The organism is Corynebacterium sp. Marseille-Q4381, assembly GCF_036881695.1.
Classification (GTDB): Bacteria; Actinomycetota; Actinomycetes; order Mycobacteriales; family Mycobacteriaceae; genus Corynebacterium.
In genome coordinates, this window is record NZ_JBAJNR010000002.1 from 217,032 (window position 1) to 233,005 (window position 15,974).

Annotated in this window: 20 protein-coding genes and 2 pseudogenes; 9 read left to right on the forward strand and 13 right to left on the reverse strand. The window is 63.0% G+C overall.

Translation table 11 applies throughout. From position 1 onward, the window contains the following. Window positions 1-2: 2 nt before the first annotated feature. Entirely contained in the window at window positions 3-548 is a 546-nt protein-coding gene (locus tag V6D40_RS02840) for an adenylate kinase (RefSeq protein WP_334288847.1), read from the reverse strand. Further along, window positions 548-1,876 carry a preprotein translocase subunit SecY gene (secY, locus tag V6D40_RS02845; protein WP_334288848.1) on the reverse strand — a complete coding sequence of 443 codons (1,329 nt, stop codon included), beginning with the start codon at window positions 1,874-1,876 and terminating at the stop codon, window positions 548-550. Before secY ends, V6D40_RS02840 begins: the two co-directional genes overlap by 1 nt. Before the next feature lie 331 nt (window positions 1,877-2,207). Between secY and V6D40_RS02850 the strand changes: the two genes are divergently transcribed. The 4 genes from V6D40_RS02850 to V6D40_RS02865 are packed head-to-tail and all read left to right on the forward strand — an operon-like array spanning window position 2,208 to window position 6,938. Beyond that, complete coding sequence (locus V6D40_RS02850) at window positions 2,208-4,688, forward strand: DMSO/selenate family reductase complex A subunit (RefSeq protein ID WP_334288849.1); 2,481 nt, start codon at window positions 2,208-2,210, stop codon at window positions 4,686-4,688. Window positions 4,689-4,724: 36 nt separating this feature from the next. After that, complete coding sequence (locus V6D40_RS02855; protein ID WP_334288850.1) at window positions 4,725-5,369, forward strand: DMSO/selenate family reductase complex B subunit; 645 nt, start codon at window positions 4,725-4,727, stop codon at window positions 5,367-5,369. 4 nt (window positions 5,370-5,373) lie between these two features. Then, a complete protein-coding gene (locus V6D40_RS02860; RefSeq protein ID WP_334288851.1) occupies window positions 5,374-6,315 on the forward strand; it encodes a dimethyl sulfoxide reductase anchor subunit family protein in 942 nt (313 codons plus the stop codon). Then, on the forward strand, window positions 6,315-6,938 hold the full coding sequence (locus V6D40_RS02865) for a TorD/DmsD family molecular chaperone (protein ID WP_334288852.1): 624 nt from the start codon (window positions 6,315-6,317) through the stop codon (window positions 6,936-6,938). The genes V6D40_RS02860 and V6D40_RS02865 overlap by 1 nt, the downstream gene beginning before the upstream one ends. A gap of 245 nt (window positions 6,939-7,183) precedes the next feature. Here the strand turns inward: V6D40_RS02865 and rplO are convergent. From rplO to V6D40_RS02900, 7 genes and pseudogenes are all read right to left on the reverse strand, one after another. Continuing rightward, window positions 7,184-7,621, reverse strand: a pseudogene (gene rplO, locus V6D40_RS02870) (50S ribosomal protein L15); the annotation flags it as partial. Between the two features lie 7 nt (window positions 7,622-7,628). Further along, window positions 7,629-7,814 carry a 50S ribosomal protein L30 gene (gene rpmD / locus V6D40_RS02875; protein ID WP_334288853.1) on the reverse strand — a complete coding sequence of 62 codons (186 nt, stop codon included), beginning with the start codon at window positions 7,812-7,814 and terminating at the stop codon, window positions 7,629-7,631. 6 nt (window positions 7,815-7,820) lie between these two features. After that, on the reverse strand, window positions 7,821-8,468 hold the full coding sequence (rpsE, locus tag V6D40_RS02880) for a 30S ribosomal protein S5 (protein ID WP_334288854.1): 648 nt from the start codon (window positions 8,466-8,468) through the stop codon (window positions 7,821-7,823). Between the two features lie 40 nt (window positions 8,469-8,508). Then, window positions 8,509-8,922 (reverse strand): 50S ribosomal protein L18, encoded by a 414-nt coding sequence (gene rplR, locus V6D40_RS02885; protein WP_334288855.1) that lies wholly within the window; start codon window positions 8,920-8,922, stop codon window positions 8,509-8,511. Window positions 8,923-8,924: 2 nt separating this feature from the next. Then, window positions 8,925-9,461 carry a 50S ribosomal protein L6 gene (gene rplF / locus V6D40_RS02890; RefSeq protein ID WP_334288856.1) on the reverse strand — a complete coding sequence of 179 codons (537 nt, stop codon included), beginning with the start codon at window positions 9,459-9,461 and terminating at the stop codon, window positions 8,925-8,927. A gap of 18 nt (window positions 9,462-9,479) precedes the next feature. Beyond that, entirely contained in the window at window positions 9,480-9,878 is a 399-nt protein-coding gene (rpsH, locus tag V6D40_RS02895; protein ID WP_334288857.1) for a 30S ribosomal protein S8, read from the reverse strand. A 266-nt stretch (window positions 9,879-10,144) separates the two neighbouring features. Further along, complete coding sequence (locus tag V6D40_RS02900) at window positions 10,145-10,864, reverse strand: DUF2786 domain-containing protein (protein WP_334288858.1); 720 nt, start codon at window positions 10,862-10,864, stop codon at window positions 10,145-10,147. A gap of 136 nt (window positions 10,865-11,000) precedes the next feature. Here V6D40_RS02900 and V6D40_RS02905 point away from each other — a divergent pair, with 136 nt between their 5' ends. The 4 genes and pseudogenes from V6D40_RS02905 to V6D40_RS02915 all read left to right on the forward strand — a co-directional run bounded on the left by V6D40_RS02905 (window position 11,001) and on the right by V6D40_RS02915 (window position 12,581). Then, entirely contained in the window at window positions 11,001-11,282 is a 282-nt protein-coding gene (locus V6D40_RS02905) for a DUF6457 domain-containing protein (RefSeq protein WP_334288859.1), read from the forward strand. Further along, window positions 11,269-12,105: a formate dehydrogenase accessory sulfurtransferase FdhD gene (gene fdhD, locus V6D40_RS02910; protein WP_334288860.1), complete on the forward strand. Its 837-nt coding sequence runs from the start codon at window positions 11,269-11,271 to the stop codon at window positions 12,103-12,105. Before V6D40_RS02905 ends, fdhD begins: the two co-directional genes overlap by 14 nt. 94 nt (window positions 12,106-12,199) lie before the next feature. Next, a pseudogene (locus V6D40_RS10870) lies at window positions 12,200-12,319 on the forward strand (carboxymuconolactone decarboxylase family protein); the annotation flags it as partial. 103 nt (window positions 12,320-12,422) lie between these two features. Further along, window positions 12,423-12,581: a hypothetical protein gene (locus V6D40_RS02915; protein WP_334288861.1), complete on the forward strand. Its 159-nt coding sequence runs from the start codon at window positions 12,423-12,425 to the stop codon at window positions 12,579-12,581. A 73-nt stretch (window positions 12,582-12,654) separates the two neighbouring features. Here V6D40_RS02915 and V6D40_RS02920 read toward each other — a convergent pair whose 3' ends face one another. The 4 genes from V6D40_RS02920 to rplN form a co-directional block, all read right to left on the reverse strand. Beyond that, window positions 12,655-13,437 carry a formate/nitrite transporter family protein gene (locus V6D40_RS02920; RefSeq protein WP_334288862.1) on the reverse strand — a complete coding sequence of 261 codons (783 nt, stop codon included), beginning with the start codon at window positions 13,435-13,437 and terminating at the stop codon, window positions 12,655-12,657. A 90-nt stretch (window positions 13,438-13,527) separates the two neighbouring features. Next, a complete protein-coding gene (rplE, locus tag V6D40_RS02925; protein WP_334288863.1) occupies window positions 13,528-14,124 on the reverse strand; it encodes a 50S ribosomal protein L5 in 597 nt (198 codons plus the stop codon). Window positions 14,125-14,126: 2 nt separating this feature from the next. Continuing rightward, window positions 14,127-14,441 carry a 50S ribosomal protein L24 gene (rplX, locus tag V6D40_RS02930; RefSeq protein ID WP_334288864.1) on the reverse strand — a complete coding sequence of 105 codons (315 nt, stop codon included), beginning with the start codon at window positions 14,439-14,441 and terminating at the stop codon, window positions 14,127-14,129. Between the two features lie 3 nt (window positions 14,442-14,444). Continuing rightward, complete coding sequence (gene rplN, locus V6D40_RS02935) at window positions 14,445-14,813, reverse strand: 50S ribosomal protein L14 (protein ID WP_052205378.1); 369 nt, start codon at window positions 14,811-14,813, stop codon at window positions 14,445-14,447. A gap of 278 nt (window positions 14,814-15,091) precedes the next feature. Between rplN and V6D40_RS02940 the strand changes: the two genes are divergently transcribed. After that, window positions 15,092-15,883 carry a formate/nitrite transporter family protein gene (locus V6D40_RS02940; protein WP_334288865.1) on the forward strand — a complete coding sequence of 264 codons (792 nt, stop codon included), beginning with the start codon at window positions 15,092-15,094 and terminating at the stop codon, window positions 15,881-15,883. The last annotated feature ends 91 nt before the right edge of the window (window positions 15,884-15,974 follow it).

The window sequence follows — 15,974 nt, forward strand, 5'->3', positions numbered from 1 at the left end:
GCTTACTTACCCAGCGACTGCAGCGTGCGGGCGTTGATCTCGTCGACATCGCCGACAGCATCAACCGAGATGATGGCGTCGCCGTAGTGGTCGATCAACGGCGCAGTCTCATCGCGGTACACGCCGAGACGGGTGCGGATCGTGTCTTCGTTGTCGTCGGCGCGGCCGCGGGCAAGCATGCGCTCAACCACGACGTCTTCGTCCACGACGAAGTTCAAAACGCCGTCCAGCGCTTCACCGCGGTTGTTCAGCAGCTCCGTGAGGATCTCTGCCTGCTCAACCGTGCGCGGGAACCCGTCCAACAGGAAGCCGTCCTTGGCGTCGTCTTGGTTCAGGCGGTCCTCCACCATGCGGGCGGTCACGTCGGTCGGGACTAGCTTGCCTGCGTCGATGTAGCTCTTCGCCTCGACACCCAGCGGGGTGCCCTCGCCGATGTTGGCGCGGAAAAGGTCGCCGGTGGAGATGTGCGGAACGCCGAGTTTTTCCGAGAGAATCGCGGCCTGGGTGCCCTTGCCTGCTCCGGGAGGGCCGAGAAGTACGAGACGCATTATCGCAGAAGTCCTTCGTAGTTAGATTGCAGAAGCTGAGATTCGATTTGCTTGACGGTAGTCAGGGCGACCGAAACCATAATCAGGATTGCCGTGCCGCCGAAGCCGCTCATGCCGTTCGCGCCGGTGCCGGCAACACCCGCGTCCATCGCCAGGTTCGGAAGCACCGCGATCGCCGCAAGGTAAATCGCGCCAACGAACAACAGGCGGTTCATGACGAAGCCGAGGTACTCGGCGGTGGCGCGGCCCGGGCGGATACCCGGGATGAACCCGCCGTACTTCTTCATGTTGTCCGCCTGCTCCACCGGGTCGTACTGGATGGAGACGTAGAAGTAGGCGAAGAAGATAATCAGCACGACGTAGGTCAGGATGTACTGCCACGAACCCGGGTTCTGCAGCCACGCCATGACGTTGTTCATCCACCAGTTGTCCGGCTGCGCGGTCTGGTTCATGGTGACGATCTGGGTGATCAGCACCGGCACATACATCAGCGAGGAGGCGAAGATCACCGGGATCACGCCGGCCTGGTTGACCTTCAGCGGCAGGTACGTGGAGGAGCCGCCGTACTGGCGGCGGCCCACCATGCGCTTGGCGTACTGCACCGGGATGCGGCGCTGGCCCTGCTCGATGAAGATGATGCCGACCACGAGGGCGATGACGGCGGCCAGCACGAGGAAGAAGGTGACCGGGCCGGAGTTCTGCCAGATGGTGACACCCTCAATCGGGATACGGGTGGCGATACCCGCAAAAATGAGCAGGGACATGCCGTTGCCCACGCCCTTCTCGGTAATGATCTCGCCCAGCCACATGATCAGGATCGCGCCCGAAGTCATGACGATAATCATCATGATCAGGGTCCACGCGCTGCGGTCCTCGACGAGCACCGGCACCCCGCGGCCGAGCAGCTGCTCGCGGTCGGCGAGGGCCACAATGCCGGCAGACTGCAGCAGCGCCAGCGCCACCGTGAGGTAGCGCGTGTACTGCGTCATCTTGGCCTGCCCGGCCTGGCCTTCCTTCTTCAGCTCCTCGAACTTCGGAATCACCACCGTAAGCAGCTGCACGATAATGGAGGCGGTGATGTATGGCATGATGCCGATCGCGAAAATCGACAGCTGCAGCAGCGCGCCACCGGAGAACAACCCGATGATGGAGAACATCGAGGCCTGATCGCCCTGCGAGATGTCTTGGAGGCGCTGGTTAATCAGCGCGTAGTCAACACCCGGGGTGGGGATTTGAGCACCGACGCGGTACAGGATCATCAGCGCGAGGGTGATGAGGATCTTCTTGCGAAGATCCGGATCCCTGAACGCCTGAGCAATTGCGGACACAAAGCCTCCTGGCTTCCGCCGCGAACACGGCAGAAGAGTATGGACAGTATTCCAAATGAGTCACCCCACCTGCCGAAAGGCAGGCGAACGCTCACCCGTACATATTGGACCCCACTACTCTAGCAGCTCACCCGGCAAAGACTAAGCCCGCTTGAGCTTCGCGGCTCGCACCCCAACGCACGATCGCAGGCCCCGCACCCGAAAGAAGTTAACTCCGCCACAATCGGTGCAAATTGTCCAACTTTAGTTTGAGCTGACCTACTCTCTATTCGTACTACCTAACGTTTGCATTCGAAGTCTCTATGTAAACGGGGACGATGAAGGGACCACGATGGACACAATTGAGCAGTCTGGGCAGACTGCGACTAGGCCTACGCGCAACGTCAGCCGAAGAAGTTTCCTGCGGTGGTCCGCACTGGCAGGCGGCACCACCGCTGTGGCCGCGGCGGCGGGCAACCTCTTTCACGGCGTACCGGGCGTGGGGGTAAGCAACGCTGCGGAAGCCTCGGGCTCTTCCAGCATTTTCTGGTCCGCCTGCACGGTCAACTGCGGTTCGCGCTGCCCGCTGCGCCTGCAAGTTGACGACGGCGCTGTAACCCGGGTGCTCGCCGACGACGCCGGCGGCGACGAGATCGGCTCACAGCAGATCCGCGCCTGCGTCCGCGGCCGCTCCATCCGCCACCGCATTTACAACCCGGACAGGTTGAAAACGCCGCTGAAACGCAAACCCGGCACTAAACGCGGCGACGGGGAGTGGGTGGAGATTTCCTGGGACCAGGCGCTCGACGAAATCGCGGACAAGATGAAAGACTTGCTCGCCGAGTACGGCAACGAATCGATCTACTTGGCGTATGGGACAGGCACGATTGGCGCGACTGTCGCGAGGTCGTGGCCGCCCGCGGAAACCCCGTTCGCTCGGTTCATGAACCTGATCGGCGGGTACCTGAACCACTACGCCGACTATTCCACCGCGCAGATCACCGCCGCATACCCCTACCATTACGGCTCGTGGGTCACGTCGAACTCCTTCGACGATGTTAAGCATTCCAAGCTGCAGGTCATGTTCGGCAACAACCCGCTTGAGACCCGCATGTCCGGCGGCGGCGAAACGTTTGTCACCCAGCAGGTGAAGAGAAAACACGGTGTGAAGACAATCATCGTCGACCCGCGCTACTCCGAAACCGCAGTCGGCTTAGGTGATGAGTGGGTGCCCATCCGCCCTGGTACCGACGCCGCGTTCGTCGCCGGTATCGCCCACGTCCTCATCGAGGAAAATCTCCACGACCAAGAGTTCTTGGACACCTACTGCCTCGGCTTCGACGAGGAGCACATGCCGGACGGCGCGCCGGTAAACGCGTCGTACCGCTCCTACATCGAGGGCAAGGGCCCCGACGGCGTGGAAAAGACCCCCGAGTGGGCGGCGAAGATCTGCGGCGTGCCCGCCCAGAGGATCCGCCAGCTTGCCCGAGAAATGGGCACCGCTAAACCAACCGCGGTCACTCAGGGGTGGGGCCCGCAACGCCACGCCAACGGCGAGAACCAGGCCCGCGCAGTGTTCACCTTGGCCGCGCTGCTCGGCCAGATCGGCATTCCGGGCGGCGGCACCGGCGCCCGCGAAGGATCCGCCTCCCTGCCAATGACCTACCCCTTCAACACCCAGTACGAAAACCCGGTGGAGACCTCAATCTCTGTTGCGATGTGGCCGCAGGCCGTCGACCATGGCCGGGAGATGACAGCCACAAAGGACGGCGTCCGCGGCAAGGACAAGCTCGACGTGCCGATCAAGATGATCTGGAGCTACGCCGGCAACACCAACACGAACCAGCACGCGGACGTCAACCGCACCATTGAGCTGCTCCGCGACGATTCCAAGGCAGAGCTGATCGTGGTCAGCGACATCCAGATGACGGTCTCCGCCCGCTACGCCGACTACATCCTGCCCGACTGCTCCACCGCCGAGCAAACCGACCTAATTCAGCAGGGCTCGGCCGGCAACTTGGAGTACACCATTCTCGCCTCGCAAGCGATCGACCCGCTTTACAACTGCAGGCCCATCTACGACGTCGTTGCGGACCTCGCCGACCGCTTCGGCGTGAAGGACAAGTTCACCGAGGGGCGCACCCAGGAGGAGTGGGTGCGATACACACTCGACGAGTCCCGCAAGGACATCCCGGAGCTGCCGACGTACGAGAAGCTGAAAGAGATGGGCGTGTGGCGCCGCGAGGGCCAATCGGTCATCGCGTTAGAGGACTTCCGAAAGGACCCTAACGCCAACCCGCTCGAGACGCCGAGCGGCAAAATCGAAATTTTCTCCTCCGAGCTGCACAAGATCGCAAGCGAGTGGGAGTTCGACGACGCTCAAACCGGCGACCGGATCACCGCCCTGCCCGAGTACGTCGAGACCTGGGAGGGCGCGGAGGCCGCCGCGGCCAGCGACACGTACCCGCTGCAGCTGATCGGACACCACACCAAGGGCCGCACGCACTCCTCGTACGGGAACGTGGATTGGCTTCGAGATGACGCGCACCCGCAGGTGCTCTGGATCAACCCTGTCGACGCCAAGGAGCGGGGCATCCGCAACGACGATGCGGTGTTCGCCTACAACGACCGCGGTCGTATCCGCTCTATCGCGCGCGTCACCCCGCGCATCGCCCCGGGTGTGATCTCGGTGCCGCAAGGGTCGTGGTTCAACCCGAAGGACGGCGGCGTCGACGTCGGCGCGTCGGTGAACACGCTCACCAGCTGGCACCCCTCCCCATTGGCGAAAGGCAACGCCCAGCACACCGCCATCTGCCAGGTCGAGAAGGCCTAAGCACCCGCGCAATAAGAAGAAGGATTGTGATCAACAATGTCTGATACCAGCAAGGATAGGCTGAATCAGCGCCTCGGTTTCTACTTCGACCAGAGCCTGTGCAACGGGTGTAAGGCGTGCCAGATCGCGTGCAAGGACAAGCACGACACACCGATCGGTGTGAACTGGCGCCGCGTGGTGGAGTACTCCGGTGGCGATTGGAACACCGCGGACGGGACGCTGACCACCAATACGTTCACCTACTACACCTCGATCTCGTGCAACCACTGCGACAACCCGATCTGCGCGCAGGTCTGCCCCACCACCGCCATGCACGTCGGGGAAGACGGCGTGGTGGCCGTGGACCCTGAGAAGTGCATCGGCTGCCGGTACTGCGAGTGGGCGTGCCCCTACTCCGCACCCCAGTTCAATGTGGACAAGGGTGTGATGACCAAGTGCGATCTCTGCGCCGACTACCGCTCAGAGGGCAAAGACCCGGCGTGCGTCTCGGCTTGCCCGTCCCGCGCCCTGGATTGGGGCCCGATCGATCAGCTGCGCGCCGAGCACGGCGACGCCGCCGGCATTGCCCCGCTGCCCAACCCCGCGTTGACCAAACCGCGCCTGAGCATCACCCCGCACAAGGATGCCAAGCGGTGGGATGCCTACAACGCCGGCGAGATCACCAACCACGGGGAGATCTAGCGACATGAACATGCATGAGTGGCCGTTGACCTTCTTCACCACGTTTGGCCAAATGGCCGTCGGCGCCTTTGTGGTGCTCGGCGTCATCACCGTCGCCGGCCGCGCCAAGTACTCCCGCAACGCCATCGACAGGATTTGTGTGCCGGCACTCTACGCCATCGGCCCGATCATGATCGCGGGATTCTTCCTCGCCTTCTTCCACCTCGGCAACCCCGCGAACGCGCTGAACGTCATGCGAAACATCGGGTCTTCCGGCCTCACGCAGGAGCTGGTCGCGGGCAGTGTTTTCGCGGTGCTGGGCTTCCTCTTCGCTGCGTGCCAGTTCTTCGACAAGGGCTCAGTTGCTTTCCGACGCACCCTTGCACTCCTCACAGCCGCAGTCGGCATCGTCTTTATCGCGACAATGGCCCGGCTGTACATGCTGCCAACCGTGCCGGCGTGGAATCACTGGACGACGCCGGCAGCGTTCTACCTTTCGGGCGCGGTCACCGGACTGCTCTCTATTGCGGTGGCGTTGATCTCCTACAACTGGCTCGAAGACTCAGCCCTGATAAAGCGGCTCATCCCCTCGGCCCGCAACGAGGACCAAACGCCGGAGCAGAAAGCGGAAGTCTGGCGGCTCATTAGCGACTGTCTGCGGTGGATCGGCATCGCGCTCGTGGTGGTCGTGCCGCTGATCTTCTTGGTGATGGTGTTCAACTACTCCCGCCCCGAGGGCCCCAACCCAGCGGAGTTCGAGTTCAACACCACTGCCTTTGTTGTCCGCATCGTGTTTCTCTTGACCGGCGCCTTCATCGTCGGCCTCCTGCTCGCCGTAAGCGGCCGGAAACAACGGCCCACCGCATCCACGCTTGCTTGGATCATCGTGGCTTACGTCATGGTGGTTGTCGCCGAGCTGGCCGGGCGGTTCATGTTCTACGGCGCGATGGACAGGGTGGGCATTTAGTGGACACGGAACACGCGCAGCGTCTGAGCCTCGCAGCTGACATAGTCGGCCAGCTTTTTCTCGACGAACCTTCGCCAGAGATGCTGCAAGCGCTCACCAACCCTGACCTGTTGGCGGACTGGCCGCTCCAGGACGCGTCCTCGCGGGCAGCCGCTACCTCGCTCATCGAGCGCGCGGAATGCGGCCGCCCGGACACCGTTGAGGACCTCAAACGCGACCACCTCTACCTCTTCATAGGGGCCGGAACACCACTCGCCCAGCCGTACGAGTCGCCTTACTTCTCTCCCGACGGCCTCGTGCTCGATGGCGCAGCTGCGGAGGTTGAGGCGGCGTACAAAGCCGTCGGCTTCAACGCGACGAAGCAGTGGGGCAACCTCCCGCCGGACCACCTTGGTTTGGAGCTGCGGTGTATCGCTCACGTCGCAGGGATGGCCGCGGGCGCCGCGTCGGTCGATGAGCGCGAGCGTCTTGTGGGCTTCCTCCGGTCGTTTACCGCCTCGCACCCTGCAAGGTTCGCAGATCAGGTGCTCGACGGCGTACAACAGCACGCGGCAACCGGCGTGTACCAGGCTCTTCCTAGTTTGACCCGCGGCGTCCTGCACGCCGCCCTTCGCATCCGCTGATCCAGGCAAACAAAAACGGCCCGCTTTCCGATGGTGTTTCGGAAAGCGGGCCGCCTGCTTAGCCCGTGCGGGGTCTAGGCCTCGGTCTGATCGGAATCGATCACCGTGGAGCCGCCCTGCAGCGGGTCGGAGTCGAGGACGCCGCGGGCACCCTCGGTGGCCTCAGCCGCCGGGGTCGCGTCGCCGGCCGCGGAAGCAACCGGGCCCTCAACGTTCTTCGCGGCGCGCGGGCGGAACTCCTCCGTGGTGGTGGAGCCGCCGGCAGCCTCGATCTTCTCTACTGCGGACTTCGAGAACTTGGTGGCGGTCACGTCGAGCTTGACGTTGATGTCGCCGTTGCCCAGAACCTTCACCGGCTCCTTAGCGCGGACCAGGCCAGCCGCAACAATGTCGGCGATGGCGATGGTGCCGCCCTGCGGGAACGCCTCGGCCAAGTCGGAAACGTTGACCACCTGGTACTCGATGCGGTTCGGGTTCTTGAAGCCCTTCAGCTTCGGCAGACGCATGTGCAGCGGCATCTGGCCACCCTCGAAAGCAGCGGAAACCTGCTTACGAGCCTTGGTGCCCTTCGTACCGCGGCCAGCGGTCTTACCCTTGGAGGCCTCACCGCGGCCGACGCGGGTCTTAGCCTTGTTGGCACCCGGAGCCGGACGCAGGTCGTGGAGCTTAATGATGTCAGCCATGTGCTATCTACTCCCCTGCTACTTCTTCAACGGTGACCAAGTGGCGCACCGCCAGGATCTGGCCGCGGGTAGCGGCGTTGTCCTTCTTCACAACAGACTGGCCAATCTTGCGCAGACCCAGAGCCTCCAGGTTCTTGCGGGTGACCGGCTTCTCGCCCACCTTGCCGTGGTGCAACGTAATCTTCAGTGCCATTGTTCTTTACGCCTCCTGACCTGCGCGTGCGCGCAGCATACGGGCGGGAGCGACTTCCTCGACGGACTTGCCGCGCTTAGCAGCAACTTCCTCGGGGCGGACGAGCTCCTTCAGAGCTGCGACAGTCGCCTGAACCACGTTCAGCGCGTTGTCGGAGCCGAGGGACTTCGCCAGGATGTCCTGAACACCCGCGCACTCGAGCACCGGGCGCACTGCGCCGCCGGCGATCACACCGGTACCGGGAGCAGCCGGGCGGAGCATAACGATGCCCGCGGCTTCCTCTGCCTGCACCGGGTGCGGGATGGTGCCGCCGATCATCGGGACGCGGAAGAAGTTCTTGCGAGCTTCCTCAGCACCCTTCTGAATAGCAGCCGGAACTTCCTTCGCCTTGCCGTAGCCAACGCCGACCATGCCCTGGCCGTCGCCTACCACCACGAGCGCGGTGAAGGACATGTTGCGGCCGCCCTTAACGGTCTTCGCAACGCGGTTGATGGTGATGACGCGCTCAATGTACTTGTCGCGGTCATCGTTCTGGTTGCGGCGGTCGTCGCGGTCGCGGCGGCCGCGGCCGCCACGCTCCCCGCGCTCGCCGCGGTTGTTGTTGTTCTGGTCGTCGGCGGAGCGCCCGCCGTCACGCCGTTCACGTTCGGCCATTACGCGATCCTTCCGTTGATGGTGTTAATTGCGGTGATCATTAAAACTTCAGACCACCTTCACGAGCTGCGTCAGCCAGCGCCGCAACGCGGCCGTGGTACTTGTAGCCGCCGCGGTCGAAGACGATGGCGTCGATGCCAGCTTCCTTCGCGCGCTCAGCGACCAGCTTGCCCACCTGGGCTGCCTTGTCCTTCTTGTCGCCCTCCATGTCACGGATGGACGGCTCCATCGACGACGCGGAGACCAGGGTGTGGCCTGCAAGGTCGTCGATGACCTGGACGTGGATGTGACGCGAGGTGCGGTGCACGACAAGACGCGGGGTCTCCGGCGTACCGCGCAGGGTCTTGCGGATGCGGTAGTGGCGGCGTGCGCGAGCCTCGCGGCGGCGGGACGAGATGTCCTTGCCAACCGGGGTGCGCTTCGCGTTTGCAGTGTTCTCTGCGGTGTTGCTCATGATTACTTACCCGTCTTTCCGACCTTGCGGCGGATCTGCTCACCCTCGTAGCGGATGCCCTTACCCTTGTACGGGTCATCCTTGCGAAGGCGGCGGATGTTCGCTGCAATCTGGCCAACCTGCTGCTTGTCGATGCCCTCGATCGAGAACTTGGTATTGCCGTCGACGGAGAACTTGATGCCCTCCGGCGCGGTGATCAGGATCGGGTGCGAGTAGCCGAGGGAGAACTCGAGGTCCTGGCCCTTCTGCTGCACACGGTAACCAACACCGAAGATTTCCATGTTGATCTTGTAGCCCTCGGTCACGCCGACAACGAGGTTGTTGACCAGCGAGCGGGACAGACCGTGCAGAGCGCGGTTGTTGCGGTGGTCGTCTGGACGGGACACCACGATTTCGTTGTCCTCGACGGAGGCGGTGATCGGCTCCGGCAGATCCAGGGTCAGGGTGCCCTTCGGGCCCTTCACCTCGACGTGCTGGCCGTCGATCTTCGTCTCAACGCCGTTCGGGATGGCAATAGGTGCCTTACCTACACGCGACATTGTTAATCCAACCTCCCTTTACCAGACGTAAGCGAGGACTTCCCCGCCTACGCCCTTCTCTTGTGCCTGGCGGTCGGTCAGCAGGCCGTACGACGTGGAGATGATCGCCACGCCAAGGCCGCCGAGCACCTGCGGCAGGTCGTTGGACTTCGCGTACACGCGCAGACCCGGCTTGGACACGCGGCGCAGACCAGCGATGGAAGCCTCGCGGGTCGGGCCGTACTTGAGGTCGAGGGTCAGCGTCTTGCCAACCTTCTCGTCCTCAACCTTGTAGTCGTTGATGTAGCCTTCCTGCTTCAGAATCTCGGCGATGTTCACCTTGATCTTCGACGAAGGCATGGACACGTTGTCGTGCTGCGCGTGCGACGCGTTGCGCACGCGGGACAGCATGTCCGCAATCGGATCAGTCATGGTCATAAGAGACCGTTTCCCTTTCTCGTTGCGGTTCCCTAACCCACCTGACCCGTATAGATAAGGTCGCGTTCTCCGTGTGGTCTGTCGGGGGCTACTTCACGCTCCCCACGCTCAGTAACGTGGGGCGCTCGCCGCCTCCCTTGCACGCGGTCCGCATTTCGGCGGGGGGCCTGCAACAAAGTTGGATGGTGTAAAAAACTTCTCGGACATAAGTCCGACGGTCTAAGCTACCTGCTCCGCCACACGATAAGCAAATCCCCTGCCGCGCCCTAACACGGCAGCGCCGGGCGTGCTTGGACGCGGGTCTGTCCGATGTCGGTCATGCTGCCCGCGTCTTGGCCCTGGAAGAAGGCGGCGGGATCAAGCGAGCGCTTGCTAGCCCGCGCTGCGCCAATCGCTAGCCCATGGTCCACTGCGTATTCGTCGCGGGCGGTTTGGGCGGCCGACAGATCGCCGACAAGCACCAGCCCGTACCCCTCGTTCGACGAGGCGACGGTCTCCTCCGCGGCTTGGAGGCGCTCGGCGATGCGGTGCGCGAACCCCGCCATAAACGACCGGCGGCTCACCACAAGTGAATCGAACTCGCTCTCCTTTTGCAGTCCGCGGGCCTTGGCCATCATCACCGGCAACAGTAGCGAGTACAGCATGTCCACCCGCTCCAGATGCCTCCCCAGGCCGAAGATGGTGGCCTCCTTAACCCTGGTCGAACACGAAGCGCTCCGGTGAAAACCCGTGCAGTGGAGCGCGCCAGCAATAGCGTGAAGCAGACGCGACTGCATGTCGGTGTAACTACCGCTGAATGTGTACGTCTTGTACGTCGGGCGGTCGCCCTCGTCGAGCGCTGTGAGGTCGCGTTCGTCGAACCCGTACGTAGCCATGAGCGTGAACGCCTTGTCGTAGAACGAGTCGCCCTCGGGCGTTCCCTGCCGATCGGCCGCCTGGTTGAGCAGTTTTTGCACCTTCTCTTTGATTTTGTCGATGTTTTGCAAGGTAATCCCCTCTTTTCGTTGTTGGTGTCACAGTTATATCCCGCTGCCCCAACACGGCCAAGGGCATACCGCGCGAGCCTGTGGAATTTGCCTCGGTGCCCCTGTGGACAACCCGCGTTCACTACAGTGAAGTGCCATGGCTGAGAACAAGAGCGACACATCACTGACCACGACCCACCGATGGCTCACCGCTGTGGCGGAAGAGCTCGGCATCGACCCGGAGCTCGTGCGCGGCCTCGTCGGCGACATCCTCGACCTCACGGCGGCAGTGGCCCACAACGGGCCGTCGCGCCCAGCCGCGCCCACCACCGCCTTCGTCGTCGGGCTCGCAGCTGGCGCAGGGGCCGGCGACGCCGCTACAGTGCGCGACATGGTTGCGCGGGTAGAGGAGATGCTGTCGACGTATGAGCAGAATTAACCGCCGCTTCGCGGTCACCAAGGTCACCCGGGGACAGGGCGACAGCGCGGGGCGGTTCTACACCGACACTCGCGCGGACACCGTGACGGTGGAAGAGCCGCTAGAAATCCGCGCGGGCGGAGACACGCTGACGACCACGATGCGCACGCCCGGCCACGACATCGAGCTCGCCCACGGCTGGCTTTACGCAGAGGGGTTAATCAAGCGCGCCGAGGACGTCACCACTGCCCGATACTGCGCAGGCTCGCAGAACCCCGAGGGCACCAACACCTACAACCTGCTCGACATCGACCTTGCTGCGACCGCAAAGCCGGTCACCCCGGAGTTCATCAGGCTCACCCCCACCACTAGCGCGTGCGGAGTGTGCGGGACGCAGTCGATCAGCGAGATCCTGCACAAGACGCATCAGCCCATCGAGCCCGTCAAGCTCAACCCGGACTTGGTGATGCGCCTGCCGGACCTGCTCGCCGCCGAGCAGCAGCAGTTCCGCAAGACCGGCGGCATTCACGCAGCGGGCGCCTTCGACCTGGACGGCAACGCAGTGGTTGTCAGAGAAGATATCGGGCGCCACAACGCCGCGGACAAGGTGATCGGGCATTTGCTTCTGGGCGGCAGCCTCCCCGCCTCCGACCTCATCCTGGTGATGAGCTCGCGCGCCTCATTCGAACTGGTGCAGAAGGCGGCCATGGCTGGATTCCCGGCGCTGGTGGCCGTGTCGGCGGCGTCGTCGTTGGCAGTTGAGCTCGCCCGCGAGGCGGGTATGGCGCTGGCCGGCTTCACCCGGCCCGACCGTTTCAACTTGTACGCCGGCGAACTTGCGTAGGGTCGAATGCATGACTGCACGCGAAGTGTCCCCCGGGTACCAAGCGCCGTTCTACCCCGCTGTCCAGCACGTGGAGTAGGCGCTCGAACCCGAGACCGCCGAGCACGTCTTCCTTCGCGCGGCCGCGCTCAACGGCTGCCGCGTGTGCACGACCACGCACCGCCGCAACTCGCGCGTCGCGGGCTTTAGCGAGGAGAAGATCACCGCGATCGAGAACTGGACCGAGCACAAGGACCAGTTCGACGACAAAGAAACTGCGCTGCTCGAGTTCACCGACGCAGTGACCAAGCTCGAAGACCGCGAGGAAGCGATCTCTGATGAGCTTTGGGCGCGGATGGAAACACTACGGCGCCGAAGGCACCCGCAATGTGCTCGTCGCCATCATCACGATCAACGTGTACAACCGCTTCGGCATCGCCGCGCAGATGGACCCGGCGAGTGTGAAGGACGCCAGCGAGTTCGACCTCGCGCAGTAACCGCCCGGCAGCCAAAACCCGCACCTCCCAGTCTCGGGAGATGCGGGTTCACCTCGTGCAACGTGGTCTCGGGTCAGTCCTTGTACACCGTCTTGGTGTTGTTCAGCCAGGCGTAGACGGCGCCGATGCCGAGGCCGCCGCCGATGAAGTTGCCCAGCCACACCATCAGCCAGTTCAGGCCGACGGCGCCGAAGGTGAAGTTCTCCGGCTGCGGGTCGGCGAACAGGGTCATGGTCATGAGCGAGAAGTTGGCAATGATGTGCTCGAGGCCCAGGCCCACGAAAATCGCGATGATCGGCACGATGGCGAAGAACTTGGACACAATCTCCTTGGACTGCAGCGCCATCACGATGGCCATATTGACCACGAAGTTCGCCAGGACCGCCTCGATGAACGCGCCCCACGCGGACTTGTCCACCTTGCCTTCCGAGATGGTGGCGATGAGGTGGGTGTTATCCATTGAGCCCAGCTTCGCCGACTGGCTCAGGATGGCGGCGACGATGAACGCGCCGACGAGGTTGCACAGCGTGGCTGCGACCACGAACCAGATGGTCTTGCCCCACGACTGGTTGCCTTTGGCGGAGGCCCAGGAGCCGAACATCATGTCGCCCGTGGCAAGTTCGCCGTTCAGCACGACGATGGCGAAGAGGCCAAATCCGAAGAGCAGCGCGAAAACGACGCTGCCGAGCCCCGGCGCGAGCTTCTCCACCGCGTTGCCCGCGACACCTGCGAACGCGGTGGCGACGGTGAGGTAAATGCCGGCGAGGACGGCGCGGCCGGCGAAACGACCGAAGTCGTTGTCGAGGAGCTCAACCTTTTTGGCTGCGCCCTTATCAAGTGTTTCTGCGAGAGACATGTGACAGACCTTACACCCCACCCAGAAAACGCCGAAGCCCCCGGTCCCGCTTTCAACGGGTGCCAGGGGGCGTCGGCAAGCATCAAGCCCTTAGGCCTGCTGCATCTTGCCGTCCTTGTCAGCGAACGGGAAGCCGAGGTGGCGCAGGAGCGCGCGGCCCTCGTCGTCGTTGGTGGCGGTGGTCACGAGCGTGATGTCCATGCCGCGCACGCGATCGATCTTGTCGATGTCGATCTCGTAGAACATGGTCTGCTCGGACAGGCCGAACGTGTAGTTGCCGTTACCATCGAACTGCTTGTCGTTCAGGCCGCGGAAGTCGCGGATACGCGGCAGCGCAACGGTGAGCAGGCGGTCCAGGAACTCCCACATGCGGTCGCCGCGCAGGGTCACCTTCGCGCCGATCGGCATGCCCTCGCGGAGCTTGAAGTTCGCGATGGACTTCTTCGCGCGGCGCAGCTGCGGCTTCTGACCGGTGATCGCGGTGAGGTCCTCGAGAGCGCCGTTGATCACCTTGGAGTCGCGGGCAGCGTCACCGACGCCCATGTTGACCACGATCTTGGTCAGGCCCGGGATCTGCATGACGTTGTCGTAGTTGAACTCGTCGTTCAGCTTGGTGCGGATCTCGTCCTGGTAGCGGGTCTTCAGGCGCGGGGTGTAGGTCGAAACAGTCTGGGTTGCTTCAGTCATTGTTAGATGTCCTTCCCGTTCGACTTGGCCACGCGGACCTTCTTGCCGTCCTCGTCGAAGCGGTAGCCAACGCGGGTCGGCTTGCCGTCGGAGTCCAGGATCATCACGTTTGAGACGTGGATCGGGGCCTCCTGGGTCACGATGCCGCCGGACTCGGCGCCACGCTCGTTGTAGGAGTTCGCGACGTGCTTCTTGATGCGGTTGACGCCCTCGACCAGGACCTTGTCACGCTGCGGGTAGGCCGCGATGACCTTGCCCTGGGCGCCCTTGTCCTTGCCGGCGATGACCTGCACCATATCGCCCTTCTTGATCTTCATGGGTTAGATCACCTCCGGTGCGAGAGACACAATCTTCATGAACTTCTTGTCGCGAAGCTCGCGAGCAACCGGGCCGAAAATGCGGGTGCCGCGCGGCTCGGTGTCGTTCTTAATCAGCACAGCTGCGTTCTCGTCGAAGGAGATGTAGGAGCCGTCCGGGCGACGGGTCTCCTTCTTCGCGCGCACAACGACGGCGCGCACGACTTCGCCTTCCTTCACGTTGCCGCCCGGGGCGGCTTCCTTCACGGTGGCGACGATGGTGTCGCCGATACCGGCAAAGCGCTTCACAGATCCACCGAGGACGCGGATGCACAGGATCTCACGTGCACCCGTGTTGTCGGCGACCTTCAGGCGCGATTCTTGCTGAATCACTTGTGGTCTCCTGACCTGGGTCAATGTGCGCCAGATTTCCGTCCTGAACGCACGTGGTCAAAGTATTGCTTGAAGCCTATTGCTTATCGACGAACCCCGTTCGCTCGTTCCTCGCGCACGAGGGGGAGCACAACGTGGTCGAAGGGTCTCGGGCGATCCACTCGGAAACGCGCGTCACGCCCGACCAGCGCAAGACAACTGGAACAGTTAATCACGCCAGCTAGCGAACCTCAAATTCCCGTCTCGCTTCTTGGTGATACCTGTAATAAATTGAAAATGTGAGTTTCTTTGAAGCTGCCCCCAAAATCATTTCCAACAAGTTGGCTCTGTTTGGGCAAGAGCCGGCCCGCTTCGCCACTCGAGCAATCCTAGCGGGCGTCTACCTCGGCATCATGACCGCGTTCGCGGCCTCCACCGCGCAGTTGCTCGACGAGTACGCGCCCGGCTGGGGCAAGTACGCGTTCGGCGCCATCTTCGCCTCCACGCTGTATATCATCATCGTCCTACAAGGCGAGCTCGCCACCGGTGACATGATGTTCATGACCTACGGGTCCATACACAAACTGACCGCCTTCTGGCGAGGCGTTCTCCTGGTCCTGTTCGTCACCTTCTTCAACCTCGTCGGCGCCGTAGTCATCGCTTGGCTCATCTCGCGGACCACCATCGGCCAGCACGTCGAAGCGGACAGCTTCCTCCACGGGCTCCTCGTGGCCAAACTGCAGAAATCCTCCGCCACCTTGTTTGTCGAGGCGATCCTGGCCAACATGGTGGTCAACATCGCCTTCATGCTGGCCACCCAGGCCGGCAAGGACTACAGCGCCAAGCTGTGGGGCGTCATCTTGATTATTCCGTCGTTCGCGACCATGAGCTACGAGCACTCCATCGCGAACTTCATCCTCACCACCCTCGGCGGCTTCACCCTCGGCCCCGACGCGATCGAGGGCTTCACCGCTTGGAACGTGATTCGAAACTGGTCCGTTGTGTGGCTGGGCAACTTCGTCGGCGGCGGCCTGATCATGGGTGGCCTTTACGGATGGCTGAACCTGACGAAGACCGACTATAAGGACTAGCTGCTCCCTTACGCTTGCCTGCGGCGTGCGCGCTCGACATCAACCTTTTCGAGCTCGTGCGCCGCTTTTTCTGTCCGCGTGCCGCGACACC

Bases quoted from the DNA above. Each gene is read 5' to 3' on its own strand.
- V6D40_RS02840 (WP_334288847.1), bottom strand. From the start codon at position 548: ATGCGTCTCGTACTTCTCGGCCCTCCCGGAGCAGGCAAGGGCACCCAG.
- V6D40_RS02920 (WP_334288862.1), bottom strand. From the start codon at position 13,437: ATGTCTCTCGCAGAAACACTTGATAAGGGCGCAGCCAAAAAGGTTGAG.
- fdhD (WP_334288860.1), top strand. From the start codon at position 11,269: ATGAGCAGAATTAACCGCCGCTTCGCGGTCACCAAGGTCACCCGGGGA.
- V6D40_RS02855 (WP_334288850.1), top strand. From the start codon at position 4,725: ATGTCTGATACCAGCAAGGATAGGCTGAATCAGCGCCTCGGTTTCTAC.
- rplF (WP_334288856.1), bottom strand. From the start codon at position 9,461: ATGTCGCGTGTAGGTAAGGCACCTATTGCCATCCCGAACGGCGTTGAG.
- V6D40_RS02850 (WP_334288849.1), top strand. From the start codon at position 2,208: ATGGACACAATTGAGCAGTCTGGGCAGACTGCGACTAGGCCTACGCGC.
- V6D40_RS02860 (WP_334288851.1), top strand. From the start codon at position 5,374: ATGAACATGCATGAGTGGCCGTTGACCTTCTTCACCACGTTTGGCCAA.
- V6D40_RS02915 (WP_334288861.1), top strand. From the start codon at position 12,423: ATGAGCTTTGGGCGCGGATGGAAACACTACGGCGCCGAAGGCACCCGC.
- V6D40_RS02905 (WP_334288859.1), top strand. From the start codon at position 11,001: ATGGCTGAGAACAAGAGCGACACATCACTGACCACGACCCACCGATGG.
- rplR (WP_334288855.1), bottom strand. From the start codon at position 8,922: ATGAGCAACACCGCAGAGAACACTGCAAACGCGAAGCGCACCCCGGTT.
- rplX (WP_334288864.1), bottom strand. From the start codon at position 14,441: ATGAAGATCAAGAAGGGCGATATGGTGCAGGTCATCGCCGGCAAGGAC.
- rpsH (WP_334288857.1), bottom strand. From the start codon at position 9,878: ATGACCATGACTGATCCGATTGCGGACATGCTGTCCCGCGTGCGCAAC.
- rplE (WP_334288863.1), bottom strand. From the start codon at position 14,124: ATGACTGAAGCAACCCAGACTGTTTCGACCTACACCCCGCGCCTGAAG.
- rpmD (WP_334288853.1), bottom strand. From the start codon at position 7,814: ATGGCACTGAAGATTACGTTGCACCACGGCAAGGTGGGCGAGAAGCCG.
- rpsE (WP_334288854.1), bottom strand. From the start codon at position 8,468: ATGGCCGAACGTGAACGGCGTGACGGCGGGCGCTCCGCCGACGACCAG.